The organism is Nocardia sp. NBC_01327, from assembly GCF_035958815.1.
Lineage (GTDB): Bacteria > Actinomycetota > Actinomycetes > Mycobacteriales > Mycobacteriaceae > Nocardia.
This window is the reverse complement of sequence record NZ_CP108383.1, coordinates 2,124,333-2,139,153: the sequence shown is the minus strand read 5'-3', so window position 1 is coordinate 2,139,153 and position 14,821 is coordinate 2,124,333. Positions and strand designations below refer to the sequence as shown.

13 protein-coding genes and 1 pseudogene are annotated in these 14,821 nt (G+C 67.2%); 6 read left to right on the top strand and 8 right to left on the bottom strand.

Annotation, left to right across the window (positions count from 1 at the left end):
* Positions 1–158 precede the first annotated feature (158 nt).
* A pseudogene (locus tag OG326_RS09290) lies at positions 159–776 on the top strand (TetR/AcrR family transcriptional regulator C-terminal domain-containing protein); the annotation flags it as partial.
* A 217-nt stretch (positions 777–993) separates the two neighbouring features.
* Here OG326_RS09290 and OG326_RS09285 read toward each other — a convergent pair.
* Positions 994–1,686 carry a TetR/AcrR family transcriptional regulator C-terminal domain-containing protein gene (locus OG326_RS09285; RefSeq protein WP_327144201.1) on the bottom strand — a complete coding sequence of 231 codons (693 nt, stop codon included), beginning with the start codon at positions 1,684–1,686 and terminating at the stop codon, positions 994–996.
* Between the two features lie 264 nt (positions 1,687–1,950).
* On the opposite strand from OG326_RS09285, the gene OG326_RS09280 reads away from it, so the two are divergent.
* The 3 genes from OG326_RS09280 (at position 1,951) to OG326_RS09270 (ending at position 5,420) form a co-directional block, all read left to right on the top strand.
* Positions 1,951–4,200: a sensor histidine kinase gene (locus OG326_RS09280; protein WP_327144200.1), complete on the top strand. Its 2,250-nt coding sequence runs from the start codon at positions 1,951–1,953 to the stop codon at positions 4,198–4,200.
* Entirely contained in the window at positions 4,197–4,844 is a 648-nt protein-coding gene (locus OG326_RS09275) for a response regulator transcription factor (RefSeq protein ID WP_327144199.1), read from the top strand. Before OG326_RS09280 ends, OG326_RS09275 begins: the two co-directional genes overlap by 4 nt.
* 93 nt (positions 4,845–4,937) lie before the next feature.
* Positions 4,938–5,420 (top strand): DUF5666 domain-containing protein, encoded by a 483-nt coding sequence (locus OG326_RS09270; protein ID WP_327144198.1) that lies wholly within the window; start codon positions 4,938–4,940, stop codon positions 5,418–5,420.
* 68 nt (positions 5,421–5,488) lie between these two features.
* Here OG326_RS09270 and OG326_RS09265 read toward each other — a convergent pair whose 3' ends face one another.
* From OG326_RS09265 to OG326_RS09235, 7 genes are all read right to left on the bottom strand, one after another.
* Positions 5,489–6,322, bottom strand: a complete 834-nt coding sequence (locus OG326_RS09265) for a hypothetical protein (protein WP_327144197.1) — start codon at positions 6,320–6,322, stop codon at positions 5,489–5,491.
* Between the two features lie 132 nt (positions 6,323–6,454).
* Entirely contained in the window at positions 6,455–8,524 is a 2,070-nt protein-coding gene (locus OG326_RS09260; protein WP_327144196.1) for a CocE/NonD family hydrolase, read from the bottom strand.
* A gap of 19 nt (positions 8,525–8,543) precedes the next feature.
* Complete coding sequence (locus OG326_RS09255) at positions 8,544–10,157, bottom strand: AMP-binding protein (protein WP_327144195.1); 1,614 nt, start codon at positions 10,155–10,157, stop codon at positions 8,544–8,546.
* Between the two features lie 140 nt (positions 10,158–10,297).
* Positions 10,298–10,951, bottom strand: coding sequence for a TetR/AcrR family transcriptional regulator (locus tag OG326_RS09250; protein WP_327144194.1), 654 nt, complete (start codon positions 10,949–10,951; stop codon positions 10,298–10,300).
* Positions 10,952–11,010: 59 nt separating this feature from the next.
* Complete coding sequence (locus OG326_RS09245) at positions 11,011–12,411, bottom strand: lipase family protein (RefSeq protein WP_327144193.1); 1,401 nt, start codon at positions 12,409–12,411, stop codon at positions 11,011–11,013.
* A 110-nt stretch (positions 12,412–12,521) separates the two neighbouring features.
* A complete protein-coding gene (locus tag OG326_RS09240; protein WP_327144192.1) occupies positions 12,522–13,292 on the bottom strand; it encodes an SGNH/GDSL hydrolase family protein in 771 nt (256 codons plus the stop codon).
* A gap of 62 nt (positions 13,293–13,354) precedes the next feature.
* Positions 13,355–13,696, bottom strand: coding sequence for a winged helix-turn-helix transcriptional regulator (locus OG326_RS09235; RefSeq protein WP_327144191.1), 342 nt, complete (start codon positions 13,694–13,696; stop codon positions 13,355–13,357).
* A gap of 122 nt (positions 13,697–13,818) precedes the next feature.
* On the opposite strand from OG326_RS09235, the gene OG326_RS09230 reads away from it, so the two are divergent.
* A complete protein-coding gene (locus tag OG326_RS09230) occupies positions 13,819–14,145 on the top strand; it encodes a hypothetical protein (RefSeq protein WP_327144190.1) in 327 nt (108 codons plus the stop codon).
* Between the two features lie 7 nt (positions 14,146–14,152).
* Positions 14,153–14,794 (top strand): cysteine hydrolase family protein, encoded by a 642-nt coding sequence (locus OG326_RS09225; protein WP_327144189.1) that lies wholly within the window; start codon positions 14,153–14,155, stop codon positions 14,792–14,794.
* Positions 14,795–14,821 lie beyond the last annotated feature (27 nt).

The window sequence follows — 14,821 nt, the reverse complement described above, 5'->3', positions numbered from 1 at the left end:
CTACAGCGTAGAGTTACGCCGTAGGCAGAAGTTTTTCTCCGACCGGGAGGGCGCTCACGATGAACCGGATCAGAGCCGGACCGCCCGGTCCCCCGGACCCCGCGGCAGATCGCCCCGATCACGAGAAGGCCGGGATCACACCGCTGACCCGGATCGTCATGCTGACGGCCGCGCTGGAGATCATCGACCGCGACAGCATCGACCGCCTCTCCATGCGACGCCTCGGCCAGGCCCTCGACCGGGACCCGATGGTGCTCTACCGGCACGCCGCGAACAAGGCGGCACTGCTGGACGGGGTCGTCGAACTCGTACTCGAACAGCTGACGGTCGACACCACCGATCCGGACTGGCGTCACCAATTGCGCAGGATCGCACGAGATTTCCGCAAGCTCGCCGTCGCCCACCCGAATACGGTGCCGCTCTTGGTGACCCACCCCCTCGCGACCCCGTTCGCGCTACGGCCGCTGGGCACCCTGCGACCGGTGGAACACATCCTCGAACTGCTCACCGGCGCCGATTTCAGCAGTGCGGACGCCCTGCACATCTACCGCGCCCTGTTCGGCTTCCTGCACGGCCACATCCTCACCGAACTCCAGGAAATCGTGGAACACCCCGAGGAGACCACCGACCTGTTGCGATTGGGCCTGCAGCGCTTGCCCATCGGCGAGTTCCCGCTCCTGCGCGGCCTCGCCTCGGAGCTGGCGAACTACGACGGCGCGACCGAGCTCGAACGCGGGCTCGACATTCTGCTCGCCGGCCTCACCACCACCATGTCAGTATCCGAGGAAGGAGCATCGATCATGGCACAGGACCCGATCACCAGGGCGAATCGCCAAGCAGCGCAAGCTCACCCGCTGCGACCCGCACTCGACGCCGAAACCGTTGCGGCACAGCACCGCTGGGACTCCGAAGGCGGAGCCGTCGCGCGGCCCAGCACGTCTGACCCACGGCCCAGCACGTCTGACGCAGGGCTGGGCACGTCTGACGCAGGGCTCAGCGCTTCGGACCGGACAGCGTCGCGCTGAGTCCGGTCAGCAGGATATCGAGACCGCGCTCGAGCTCGGCCTCACCGTCGTATGCCGCCAGCACCGGGGCCAGTTCGCGCACCAGCGGGAACTCCTCGATCGGCAGCCGGTAGAGGCCGAGCCGCAATACCTCGTCCGTCTCCTCCGGGCGCTCCACGACCTCCTGCAATTCATTGAGCACATGCCCGTAGAGGAAGCCGAAGAGCGCACGGTAGATGTGCAGCGCCTCCGCGCCGGAGAATCCGGCATTGGTGAGCAACTCCAGAATGTCTTCGAGCGGGCGCACCACGGCCTTGGGCCGCAATCCCAGCGGCGTGGCCAGCGGCCGGGTCACCAGCACCGGAACCACCCGCGGATGAGCCAGCGCCAGTTGGCGGAAGTCGCGGGCGACCACGCGTAGTCGAGCGGCCCAGTCGGCGTCGGTGGCATCGACGGTCAGCTCTGCGAATACGATTTCGGCAACACCGTCCAGCACCGCGGCCTTGTTCGGCACATGCCGATAGATCACCATCGGATCCCGGCCCACCGCCTCGGCCAACCGGCGCATGGACAGGCCGTCGACCCCGTCGCGATCGACGATCTCGAGCGCGGCGGCCAGCACCACGGCGCGGGTGATCGGACTTTCGCCGCGAGCGGATCGTGAACTATCGCGGTCAGCCATGCGGAAGGTCCTCCGTTCCCCATCGGAATCTCCGACTCGAACGAGTGTAGACCTACGTTGTTGACGTCCCGGGGATGTCTGCGGCCGTTGGCTCCCCGCCCGCCAACGGCCGCGATTGCGGTGTGCGTGCCGGCCGGACCGGCACCCTCCTGCACCATGAACGATTCCGCATCGGGTGCGGCGTGTCTGTCGGACGTTCGACGGACAGCGGCGGGCGAGCGGCCGTGCCATGCTGGTTCCCGGACGGTCCGGTACCTTGACCGGGTGTTACGCGACGCCGATCCGACCCGCGCAGGCGTCGCGCAGGAGGCCATGTGGCTCGCCATCCGGTTCCGGCACGTCTGCTGTCTGCTTCTCACGGTGGTGCACCTGGCGAGCGGAGCACCGAGCACGCCGCCGGGCACCGCGGTGACGGTGCTGCTGGCGGTGTGGTCCGCGACGCGACTGTGGGGCCGTCGGATCGGACCCTGGTGGACCGCGGCCGATGTCGCGGTGGTGTCGATCTATCTGCTCGGCACGGTCAGCGTCGCGGCTTCCGGTGTGGCCACCGACAACCTCATCGACGTGAAAGTTGTGGCAGCAACGGTGATCTCGGTCGGCATGGCGGAGCGGGTGCGGGTATCGGCGGCGGTGACCGCGCTGATCCTGCTGCTGCTCTACCACGCCAACCGTTTCACACCCGGCCTGACGCCGATCGGCTTCCTCACCGATCTGGCGGTCGCCTATCTGCTGGTGGAGTGGCTGCTCGCGATCGGGCAGCGCCGGCTGATGCTGCATGCCGCCACCGTGCACGACCAGACCGTCACCGCCGCAGCCGATTCGCGCATCGCGAGTGATGTCGCCGCGGCCCGCCGCAGCTACGAACGCGAACAGTGGGCGGTCATGCACGACACCGCCGCCGCCACCCTGCTGATGGTCGGCCAGGGCGCGGCCGCCGATCCGGAGCGCATCGCGCGGCAGGCGGCGCGCGACCTCACCGTCCTGGAGGCCGGAATACCCACGCCCGGTGATGATTCCAGCGTCGATCTCGCCGAACTGCTGCGGAAGCTGACCGCCGAATGCGCCACACCGGTCACGCTCCGATGTAGCGGCCCCCTGCCTACCGGGAGCACCGTGGCCTGGACCGTCACCGCCGCCGCGCGGGAGGCGCTCACCAATATCGACCGGCACGCCCGGGCGAAAGCCGTTGTCATCACAGCGGAACCGGGGCACATCGTCATCACCGACGACGGCATCGGATTCGACCATCGGCCCGGGAACGAGCACTACGGCATCCGCAATTCGATCGTCGCGCGACTGCGCGCCACGGGCGGCGACGCCGAGGTCACCAGCGCGGTCGGGCGGGGCACCGAAATCAGGCTCAGCTGGCCCGGCACCGAACCCGGTGATACCGCGGATGATTCGTTCGACGAGCCGGCCGCCTCAGCGGGTGTCGACCGGCTCGGCAGGAGCTTCGGCTACGGCATCGTCGGCATCGCCGTCGCCGATACGCTGCTGCAATCGGTGCTGACCGAGGCAGCGCGGACCCCTCCCACCGCGATCAACGCCCTGCTGGTCACCGTGAATGTCGCGTGCGCGCTGGCCGCCCTTTCGCCGCGGCGACGTGAGCGCACCACCCTGGCGCTCATGGCCGCCGCGGTCGCGGGTTCGCTGACACTTACCGCGCTGCTGCCCGCGGGCGATGTGCTGGCCGGCGCCAACTGGTCCATCGGCGCCTCCGGCTGGGCGGTGGTCGCGCTCGGCTTCCGGTTGCGGCCGCTGATTTCACTGTCGGCGCTGAGCATCTGGTGGGTGCTGGTGTGCGGGCTGGTGCTGGCGCGACTTCCCGGGTGGAGCACCGCCACCGTGCTGGGCTATCACACCGCCGCCATCTTCTTTCTGCAGATTTTTGTGGCCTGGTTCGCCGCAACCCTGGATCGGGTGGCGCGATCGGCGGCCGGGCTGCATCGGGAGCGGCTGCGCGATCGCAGTGTCGAGGCGGTCGCGCGCATGACCGAACTGGAATGCCGCCGCCGCTACGAGCAGTTGCTCAGTGAGCTGACACCGCTGCTGCGCGGCCTCGCGGACGGCACGCTGGCGCCGGACGATCCGGCCGTGCGCGCCGCCGCCCGCACCGAATACGCCCGGCTGCGCCGATTGTTCACCCAGGGCGACGGTGTCGGTCATCCGCTGCTCGCGGATCTGCGGTCCGGTATCGACGATGCCGAGCGGCGCGGAGTGGCGGTGACCGTCGAATCCGCGACCGCAGATCGGGAGCTGCCCGACGAGGTCCGCGGTCACCTGGTGGCCGCGACCCGAATGATGCTGGATGCCAGCCGATCCCGCGCGCGGGTGGTGGTGACCGCCGATGCCGCCGGCTGCACCGTCAGTACGCTGGGCGACTGCCCTCCGGAAACACTGCACCGCCTCAGCGGCATGTCCGCGACCGCGGTGGACACCCAGCTGGTCACCACCGGTGAATTGCTCTGGGCGCGAATGCACCACCGTTTCGACACCGAAGGAGCCGCCCGGTGATCCGGATCGCCATTATCGACGACCATCCGCTGATCTGCGACGGCGTGCGGGGCTGGTGCGCCGCGGCGCAGCCGCCGATCGCCGTGGCCGACGATTATCCGCAGCCCGCGGCCTTTCTGGCGGCCACCGGACCCGATCGCGGCGATCTGGACGCCGTCGTCCTCGATCTCCAATTCGACCAGCGCGCACCGGATCTCGGCGCGCTGGGGGCGATCTGCGAACGCGGCCACCGGGTCGTGGTCTACTCCCAGCACACCGAACCGCATCTGGTCCGGGACTGCCTCGATCTGGGCGCCGTCACCTATCTGTCGAAAACCGAAGGGCGCGAACACCTCATCACGGCCCTGCACGCCGCCGCCGAGGTGCGGCCGTATCTGAGCCCGACCATGGCCCGCGCCATGAGCACCGACGGCGACGACCGCCCCAGGCTCTCGCAGCGGGAACGCGAAGTACTGCTGGCCTGGTTCCAGACCGAATCCAAAGCCCTTGTCGCCCAACAGCTTTTCATTACCCCCGGGACGGTCAACACCTATCTCGAACGCATTCGCGCCAAGTACGCCGCGGTGGGGCGGTCCGCGCCGACGAAGGCCGCGCTGGTCGCCCGTGCCATTCGTGACGGACTGATCAGTACGGACGAGTTGTAGGACGCACCCTGCCAGGGTTCTCACGGTGAGTGCGGAGCAAGCTGGCAGTCGGCGTTCAGCAACCTCCCACCGGCGCTGGATAGCGTTGCGCTCATGACAAATTCGACCCCCTCGGGGAGCCCGGCCGAACCGGTCAACCAGCCGCGTACCGGTCGCCGCAAGACCCTCATCGCCGGCGGCGTCGGCCTGGCGCTCATCGGCGCGGTGACCCTGACCGCCTGCGGCTCGTCCGGCAGCAATAGCGCCGCACCCGCTCCGTCCTCGTCTTCGTCCTCCAGCTCGACCAAGACGCCGGGCGCGCATCGCGGCGACGGCATCGCCGGCGCCATCGCCACCGAGAACGCGAGCACCTGGACGGTGACCAAACGCGACGGGGGCACCGAGACCGTCACCATCACCCCCACAACGGTATTCGGCAACAAGATGAAGCCCGAGACCCAGCAGCAGTTCGCGGTCGGCGATCAGGTCATGATCGAGGGGCAGGTCTCCGGCGACACCATTACCGCCACCCATATCGCCGCGGCCCGCACGCGCACCAATCCGTCGACTCCGGCCACCACCCCGGTACCGGGCTAGGCCGCAACACCTAACTCTCATTGATTCCGTGCGGCGGGCGGCCGAAGCTCCGCCCGCCGGCATCGGAATCAGTACACCCGCAACCCGCGGCGGCGCACGATGTACAGCGCGATCACGGTGCCGAGCACCCAGACCGCGAGCCCGACCAGGGCGTGCAGATCGGCGCGCAACCACGGACTCACGTGATGCCCGAGGTGGAACAGCACCTCGCGCTGGGTCCCGTCGATCGGGGCCACCAGGTAGTACAGGCCGTACGGCAGGGCCAGGTGCAGAATCCAGCCGGCCGTGCGCCAGGAGAACCGTTCCCGCCAGCGCTGCGCCAGGGTCAGCGGCGGCACCGCCAGCAGGACCGAGACGATATTGCCGATGCCGAGCCACGCCAGAATCGGCAGCGCCACCTCCGGCAGCGTCACCGCCAGCGATTTCGGCCGCTGGTCGGCAATGGTGAAGATCGCGGTCAGGGCCAGGGTCGGCAGGCCCACGATGGCCAGCAGCGCCAGATTCTTGATCAGCAGAATCCGGCGCAGCGGTGTGCCCTGCTCGGTGCTCACCCGCACTCGATGCGCATCGACGCCGAGCACATTGGTCGTGGTGACATCGGCCAGGATGAATGTGGCGAAGTAGGTGCCGACCAGAATAACCATCCCGTGCCGGTGCGTGGTGCTGCCCGCCAGTGGCGAAATCAGCAGATACAGCAGCGACAGCACGATATTGGCGGCCAGACCTTCGAGCCAGTGCCGCGAGCCCGTGAACGACCACCGCACCTCGTCGGCCACCGACTGCCACAGTCCGTGGCCCGGCTCGAGCGAGGGCGGCACCGGCCCCGAGCCGTAATCGGAGTTCAGGTACTTCTGAATGCGCGCGTGCACGCCGACCCGCGCTTCATCAACGGTCGTGCGCACCGGATCCGTCCAACGATTCGACAAGGCACCTATTTCGACTGTGACGATCACGGGTATTCGCCACGCCGGGTGGAGGACAACCCCGGCGTGGCGAGCTTCCGCCGAGAATACGGCAGCAAGCTGAACCCGTACTCAGCCCTTCCTCTGCGAGACCCCCGCCAGCGGCACCGTCAGGAACGATGCCGCCCCGCCGTTGCGCTGCACGTCGTACACACCGCCGAGCAGATCCGGATACTGCTTCGGATTGAAGATGTGGGTGGGGAAGTCGCCGGTGCCGAGTGTCACCTGCAACCGGTGGCCGGGCTCGAAGACGTGAAAAGCGGGGCGCACCTTGACGTTGTATTCGGTCACCTGGCCGGGGACCACCGGCAGCATCGACTCACGGGTGCCCGGATGGAACGCCCCCTGCACGCTCCCATCCGGGGCCCGCCAGGTCCGCGCCTCGTCGAGTGCGCGGAAGTCTCCGGTCAGTTCGCCGTCGGTCAGCGCGGTGGCGCTGCCGTCGGGAGCGAGGTCCTGCACGGTGACTTCGAAAGCCGCGGCGGGCTTATTGGAGACGGCGTACAGGGTCGCGCCGATCGGGCCCGCCAGCACCGTGGGTTCGGTGAACGCAGCACTCGTGTACGACGGATTCACCAGTACCGGAGGCAGACTCCCCTGCGGCGCGAACTTCGCACAGGGGTCGTCGGCGCCGAACAGACTGGTCAGCAACTGGTACACGCCGGAGAAATTGCGCGAGAACGACGCATTGCAGATCGTGCCGGTATTGAACGGGCTGAAGTTCAGCCGATCCGAACCGTCGGCGTCCTGCGGCCTGTCGGACACCAATTGCCCGTCCGCGCCGAGATACAGGTTCTGCGTGGGCACTTCACGCACCGGATAGGTCGCACTCTCGATGACATTGCCGTTCAGGTCGATCGCGTGCAGCGGCGTCCTGGTCTCGTCGATGCCGTTGTGATCGTTCTTGAGCCACCGATCGAACCAGGCCAGCTGGATCGCGTGCATATCGATGTCCGCGGTATTGCGCTGCACACCCGGCTGGATGTGAAACCAAGGGCCGGTGAGCATTTGGACGCGGCCGGTGGAGGACGCATCGGCCGGCATCGGCCCGGAGTGCGGTCGCCCGGCGAAGGCGTTCTGCAGTCCGGCGAAGGTGCGCGGGGTGCCGTCCTGCAGCAGGTCGTACTGCCCGCCGATCAGGTACGTCGGAATATCGTTGGCGGCCACCTGATCCAGCACATTGTCGATGGCCCGCGACTCCCAGTACGGGCTGTTGTACGCCTTGTCCCCGTCGACGAGCGCATTGAGCACCGACGGCCAGGTCCCGTCCGGCCGGAAGTGCGAGAGCAGGTGATCGACGAAAACGCTCATCATCTTGTCCGGCTCGCGGTACAGACCCAGAATCGGATCGAGCTGCGGCAGCGCCGTGATCGGCAACTCCAGCATGGAGGCGAGGAAGGAGATGTTGTAGTACCCGTCGTGCTCGAGCAGATCCTGGAATGCGTTGTTACCGGCCATGAGTGGGAACAGCGCCTTCACCGGCGAGCCCGGCTCCATGACTCCGGCGGTGAGCAATTCGCTCATGCCCAGATACGACAGCCCCCACAGTCCGATCTGCCCGGTGGAGTTCGGCAGTCCGGCCGCCCACTGCACCACGCGTTTGGAATCCTCGCGCTCCTGCGGTTGCAGGATGCTCCACTGGCCGCCGGAGGATCCGGTGCCCCGGATATCGGTGACGACGCTGATGTACCCGCGCTTCACGAAGTAGTCGCCGTATCCGGCGGCATCGGCGATCTGCCGGGCCACGGCCACCACACTGGGCAATGCGCTGTCGAGCGCCGGGCCGATGCCGTCGTAGGAGAGCAGCCGCATGAGACCGGCGCTGTCCTTGCCGTACGCGGTCTGGGTCATGACGATCGGAAAGGGTCCGACGGCGGGGGCGCCGGACGCATCGGTCGGGTATCGGACATCGGCCCGCAGCACCACGCCGTCGGCCATGGGAATTTCGACATTCTTGGTTTCGCCGACGCCGTAGGTCTCGGGAGCGGGATTCCAGCCGTCGGGTAATCCGGTGCGGGCGTTGGCCTTTGCGAAGGTGGCGTCCGGGTCGGGCTCGGCGGTCGCGGGTGCGACGGCGAGCGGCATCAGGGCGGAAGAGATGAGCAGAACTGTGACGGCGAAGAACCTGCCTGGCATCTTCATTGATGTGTTCTCTTCTTGTTCACTGGGTTTCGAGCTGACGGCGCAGCAGTTTGCCGGTATTCGTGCGCGGTAGCTCCGAGACGAACTCGACATCACGCGGCACCTTGAAGCGCGCCAGGTTGGCCCGGACATACGCCCGGACCGCCTCGGCATCCAGCGACGCACCCGGATGCCGGACCACGAATGCCGCCAGCCGCTGGCCGAATTCGGCATCGGGCACGGCCACGATCGCCGCCTCCGCGATCTCCGGGTGGGCGTACAGCAGCTCCTCGACCTCGCCCGGAAAGACGTTCTCACCGCCGGAGACGATCATGTCGTCATCGCGGCCGTCGATGAACAGGCGGCCGCCCGCATCCCAGTGCCCGACGTCGCCGGAGGAGAGCAGGCCGCCGATGCTGTTCTTGCCGCCGCCACCGGAGTATTCGCGGAACGAGAGCATGCTGCGCACGTACACGGTTCCGCGCCTGCCCGGTTCGGTGACGAGGTTGCCCTCCTCGTCGTAGAGCCGGACCGTGCACATGGTCGGCGGCTTGCCGACGGTTCCGGCGGCGGCCCGCCAATCCCGCGGTGTGGCAATGGTTGCCACGCCGACCTCGGTCGAGCCGTAGAAGTTGTAGAGCACCTCGCCGAAGGCGACGGTGGCCGCATCACCGAGCGCCGCGGGCAGCGCGGACCCGGCACTGAAGATCACACGCAGACCGGAGGTATCGTGCTCGGTCAGGACCCGCGGGCCGAGATCGAGAATGCGCCGCAGCATGGTCGGCACCAGCACCAGCACGCTCGCCCGATGCTCGGCCACCGCCGCCAGGGTCGCCTCGGCGTCGAATCGGCTGCGCAGCACCACCGTTGATCCCAGCACCAGCGACATGATGAATTGGTTCAGCGCGGTACCGTGGAACAGCGGCGCGGCGAGCACGAGAGTCTGATTGCGCCGCAGTGGAATCCGCTCCAGGAAGGCCGCGGCCGCCAGCGGTGATCGCACCTCGCGCGGCACCCCCTTCGGCGTGCCGGTGGTCCCGCCGGTCAGCAGTACGAACCCACCCTGCGATGCCGGCGGCGGCAGTTCCGCGCTGTCGTTCGCGGCGATCAGCTCATCTACGGTCAGCGTCCCGCCGCCGTCGTGCTGCGCCAGTACCCGATGGATATCCGGCGGCAAGATCCGTACCAGCGGGGTGAATTCCTGGTCGTGCACAATGACATTCACCCCTTCCCGCGCCGCGACATCGGCCAGCTGCGGTGCGGCGAATCCGGTATTGAGCAGTACCAGCCGTGCGCCCACCTTGCCGGCGGCGAGCATGGTGTCGACGAGTTCGCGACTGTCCCGGACGAGGGTGGCGACCGTACTGCCCGGACCGATGCCGCGCGCCGCGAATCCCCTCGCGAGTGCATTGCCGCGGAGTTCGAGGTCCCGATAGGTCAGTGCGCCGCGCTCATCGATGACCGCCACCCGGTCCGGTTCACGCCGGGCGGCGCTGTGCACCGGCCCGGCGAGGGTGCCGTAGTCCCGGACCGCCCGGGCGGTGCGCACGGTCCGGGCGGGCGCGCGCAGATCGATCACTCCTGCGCGCTGGAGCACGCCTATCGAATGCAGATTGACCGCCGCCGCGCGGATCGCGCTACCGAGGGAGGGCATGAACACTCCGTCCAGAGAATCATTCACTCACCTCGAACGAGATGAACCGAATACGACTGTAGGAGATTCGATCCAATTGGGCAAGATTTCTTTTCAGATGATCTTCAGCGTTCAGCCCGTCGAAAATCGACCAGCTGTTTTCAGCTTGCGGACAGCCCGTAATTCACGAGATATGCGATCTCATCGCAGATTTCATCGAGTGTGATCTCGGTGCCCGGATCGGTGGTCTGCACCAGCTCCTGGGCCAGTGAATTGATCGCACCGATAATCGCCAGCGCGAACAGGTCGAACCGCCGCTCGGCTATCTCACCGCGCGCGGCCGACTGCTCGGCCTCCCGCGCCAGCATTCCGGAGATGAGCAGGCGCTTTTCCCGCCGCCAATCCTCCACCGCGGAGCTGACTCCGATCACTTCGACATAGCAGACCTTCGCCGAGCGCCGGTCGTGACAGGTGACCTCGAGATAGGCGCGAACGCATTCCGCGACCTGAACGGTCAGCGGTTGATCACGCACATTCGCGAGCACCTCCAGTGCCCGCTGGACCGCCCGCGAGGTGATCTGATCGACCAATGCGATCAATAGCGCTTCGCGACTTCCCATTTCCTCGTAGAAGCTGCGGGTGGAAATACCGCCTTCGGTGCACAATCGCTCGATCGGGGACGCCGCATAACCCTGGGTGCCGAATAATTCCAGCGCCGCCTCGAGCAGTCGTTCCCGCCGCTGCGCCGCCCGCTCCTCGCTGGACAGTCCACCGTAATTGCGACGAATACTCGTATCGTCCCGCTGTCGCGCCATCGGCTGATCCTACCTATTGCGCGGGACGCCTCCGCCCTGCGCAAACGGCAGCTCACGACCTAGCTCGTACGCCCGATGGCCTGCCCGACCAGGACCTGGGCCAGCGGCGGCAGGATCTCCGAGAGCGCCTGCGCGAACTGCGGATCCGTCACCGTGGTGGTCGGACTGGTGATCGAACATCCCGCCGGTGCGGCGACACCGTCGAGGCGATCCCGCAGCCAATCGAAGGCCCCGGGCAGGTGGGTGAGTACACCGGAGATGTGCTCGGCCGCGAACTCACGCACGTAGGTGACGCTGGGAGCGCCTTCGGCACAGTACTTGTCGATGATCGCATCGGTGCCGCCGATGGGAATCAGCTCGTCGTTCTGCGCGTGGTAGAAGTAGATCGGCACCGTCGGAGTGCGCTGTCCCAGCGTATTGTCCGCGATCGCCTGCCGAATCTCGGGCAGCTGCAGTGGATCCGCGCCCTGGAACGTGCCCAGGTAATTGAATCCGGGGAACAGGGACGCACCCTCCGGATGGCACAGCACCTTCTTCGACGCCAGCACGAACTGCCCGAGCAGATCGACGCGTTCGGTCAGCACGCGCTGCATCTCCGGATATTCGGTCGCGATCCCGGTGAAGGCGGCCGAGATGAGGCCCGCGTAGACGCCATTATTGTTGTGCCGCACCACGGTTGCGAAATCGGCCGGAGCCACGCCGCCCGAGGCCGCGCCCACGATATTCAACTCCGGCGCGTAGCTGTCCTTGATCTCCGGGACGAACGAGCTGGGAATGGTGCCGCCCGAGTATCCCCACAGCGCGGCCGGAGTGCCGGGGCCGATCAGCTGCGCGGGCTCGAAATTCTCCGCGGCACGAATACCGTCCAGCGTGGCCTGCGCGTTCATCCGCGACGCCCCGTACGCCGAATTCGGACCCTCGTAGTCCGGCAGTGCGACGGTCCAGCCCTGCCCGACACCCGCGGCAATGGGGATGAGGGTTTCGGCCGCATTGACGTAATCGGCCGGAATAGCACCGGATTGGATCACATAGGACGGCGCGCAATACTGCGCCGCACTGTCCTCGGCGATCTGATAGGACAGCAGCTTGCGCCCGCCCTGCGGCGCCTCCCCCCGCGGACGCAGAATCGTGGTGACCGTGGAAATGGGCTCACCATGACTATTGGTGGTTCGGTAGAGCAGTTGCCACGCATCGATATTCAGCTGCAGCACACCGAAGAACGCGGGATTGATCGACCGCACCCGCAGAATTTCGCCGGGCTGCGCCGCCGCGACCACACCCGCCGCCGGGCGATAGAAGTCATCCAATTCCGGTGGCAGCGTGAGCGCGGGCGCCGGTTCGATTCGAATATCGGCCGGCTGCACCTCCGGCGCCGCCGCCACCGAACCGAAACCGGTCCACGCTCCCGCTATCGCCATGACAGCCACGACCAAGACGCGCCCACCTTTGCGCACGTTCATGTTTCCGCCCTCCTACCCTTATTGGTAAGAGATCTTTTCAGATGGTCCGCGGACTGTCTACCCCGTCACATGCAGCGTGAAAAATTTGGCGTACGCGGCTGAGCGAGAGCTCAGACGGGAGTCATATCCGGTCGCTTCGGGACCACACCGTCACCGGAGGACTCACCGCGCAGGCGGCGTCCCACCCAGGGCGCCAGATGCCGAGAGGCCCACCGCAATTCATCGGTCAGCACGGCGGGCAGGGTGCGTTCGAGCGGTGGCAGCGGCTGCCGCCACTCGGCATCGGATCCGGGCAGCGCGAGGGTGTCGGCGACCGCGCGGGCCACGAGCGTATGCCCGAGCGGACTCAGATGCAGCCGATCCTCCGCCCACGCATTCCGATGCACGGTGGCCGGAACCGGCTCGAAATCGACCAGCGTCACCTCGTGCCGGGCGGCCAGTGCGCGCAGGCGCTCGTTCAACGCCCGCACCCGGCCCGAGAGCGGCCGCACCACCGGAGCGACACTGCCGATATCCGGGAAGGTGAAGGTGATGACCCGAGCCCCGACACCGGTGAGGGCGGCGAACATCGCCTCGATATCGGCGAGCACCGCGGCCTGATCGAAGCGGGGCCGGATGACATCGTTCATGCCCGCCACCACCGCGGCGAGGTCCGGGCGCAGCGCGAGCGCGGGACCGAGCTGTTCCGCGCGGATCTGCGCCGCCCGGCGGCCGCGCACGGCCAGATTGGCATAGTGCAGACCGGGACTCACGGTGGCGAGGGTGCCCGCCAGCCGATCCGCCCAGCCGCGGTGCCCGCCCTGACCGTCGGGATCACCGATCCCCTCGGTCTGACTGTCCCCCAGTGCGACGAAGCGGGTGAACAACGGTGCGGATGGCATTTTCGACTCCACGTTGACTCTCCTGCGAGGGCGCGACAGGTCCGAATGCTACGGCCAGATGGTCACCGTGGCAGTTCGACCGCGATGCCGGTTCGCTCACACCGCTTCTCGCCCCACTCGTAGAGGGCGGTCAGCACGGGCACCAGACTCCAGCCCTCCTCGGTCAGGTCGTACTCGACCTGAGGCGGGACGGTATCGAAGGCGGTGCGCCGCACCAGCCCGGCCGCCTCCAGTTCGCGCAGCTGCTGAATCAGCATCTTCTCGCTGGTGCTCGGCATCAGCCGGCGCAACTCCCCGTAGCGGCGCACACCCTCTTTGAGGTGTGCCAGGATCACCGGCTTCCATTTGCCGCCGATCAGGTCGACGGTCACCTCGACCGGGCAGTAGTAGCGCTTCACGGGCATGTCTGGCCTCCGGTACTTACCGAAAAGTGCGTTCTTGTAACACTGTAATCATCGGGCTTCCATGGATTCTGGACTGCGGCGCACGGCCGCGGCACGATCCGCGAATACGGAGTTCACCACACATGAAGGTCATTACTTTCGACCGATTCAAGCCCGGCGTCACCCTCGAGACCATCACCCCGTTCCTGCCCGAGGAGGTCGCCAATGTGTGGCGACTCTGGAAGGCCGGCATTGTGCGCGAGAACTACGCGCGCGCCGACGAACCCGGTGTGGTGATCGTGTTCGAGGTGGACAGCGTCGATGAGGCCAAGCGGTATATCGACGACTTCCCGCTCACCAAAAAGGGTTTCCTGGAGTGGACCTACGTCCCGGTCATGGCCCCGCTGCCGCTCGAGGCGCTGATGGATCCGGCCGTGGATGTGGCCGAGCCCTACGACCGGACCAAGTGAGGCCGACGTGCAATACGCCTACGGCCTGACCATTCCGCAGACCGTCGAGGAGGCCTGCGATCCGGCGCGCATGGCGCTGCTGATCTATGACATGCAGGTCGGGATCGTCCGCCAGCTCCCCGACGGCGACCGCATTGTCGAATCCTGCCGCAGACTGCGAGATACCGCGCGGGAGAACGGTTTCCGGATCTTCTACACCCGGCACATGTCGATCCCGGTGGCCGCGGCGGGCGTCGCCCAACTGCGCACCGCCATGGAGTGGCAGCACGTGGACAGCGTGAACGAGGTGCATGCCGCGTTCCCGCAGGGCTCACCGCAGTATCAGCTGACGCCCGAGCTCACCCCGGGCCCGAACGAGATCGTCTTCGACAAGATCACCATGTCGGCCTTCACCGCGACCCCGCTGGATATCGCCCTGCGCGACTTGGGAATCGACAGTTTCGCCATCGCCGGCATTGCTCTGGAGGTAGGCATAGAACCCACCGTCCGCCATGCCACCGACCTCGGCTACCTCCCTGTCCTGGTGACCGACGCCTGCGGCACCGGTCACCCCGAGGCAGCCGAACGCTCTTACGCCACACTGGCTTTCGCGGGTGGTTCCCGCACCACCGACACCGCTACGCTCACCAAACTGATGAGCCGCGGCTGAGCGCCCCGCCCCGGAACCACCTGGTCT

What these genes read in the sequence shown, in the direction of transcription:
- OG326_RS09250 (WP_327144194.1), bottom strand. Translation starts at nt 10,951, where the DNA reads ATGGCGCGACAGCGGGACGATACGAGTATTCGTCGCAATTACGGTGGA.
- OG326_RS09245 (WP_327144193.1), bottom strand. Translation starts at nt 12,411, where the DNA reads ATGAACGTGCGCAAAGGTGGGCGCGTCTTGGTCGTGGCTGTCATGGCG.
- OG326_RS09230 (WP_327144190.1), top strand. Translation starts at nt 13,819, where the DNA reads ATGAAGGTCATTACTTTCGACCGATTCAAGCCCGGCGTCACCCTCGAG.
- OG326_RS09255 (WP_327144195.1), bottom strand. Translation starts at nt 10,157, where the DNA reads ATGCCCTCCCTCGGTAGCGCGATCCGCGCGGCGGCGGTCAATCTGCAT.
- OG326_RS09235 (WP_327144191.1), bottom strand. Translation starts at nt 13,696, where the DNA reads ATGCCCGTGAAGCGCTACTACTGCCCGGTCGAGGTGACCGTCGACCTG.
- OG326_RS09260 (WP_327144196.1), bottom strand. Translation starts at nt 8,524, where the DNA reads ATGAAGATGCCAGGCAGGTTCTTCGCCGTCACAGTTCTGCTCATCTCT.
- OG326_RS09240 (WP_327144192.1), bottom strand. Translation starts at nt 13,292, where the DNA reads ATGCCATCCGCACCGTTGTTCACCCGCTTCGTCGCACTGGGGGACAGT.
- OG326_RS09270 (WP_327144198.1), top strand. Translation starts at nt 4,938, where the DNA reads ATGACAAATTCGACCCCCTCGGGGAGCCCGGCCGAACCGGTCAACCAG.
- OG326_RS09285 (WP_327144201.1), bottom strand. Translation starts at nt 1,686, where the DNA reads ATGGCTGACCGCGATAGTTCACGATCCGCTCGCGGCGAAAGTCCGATC.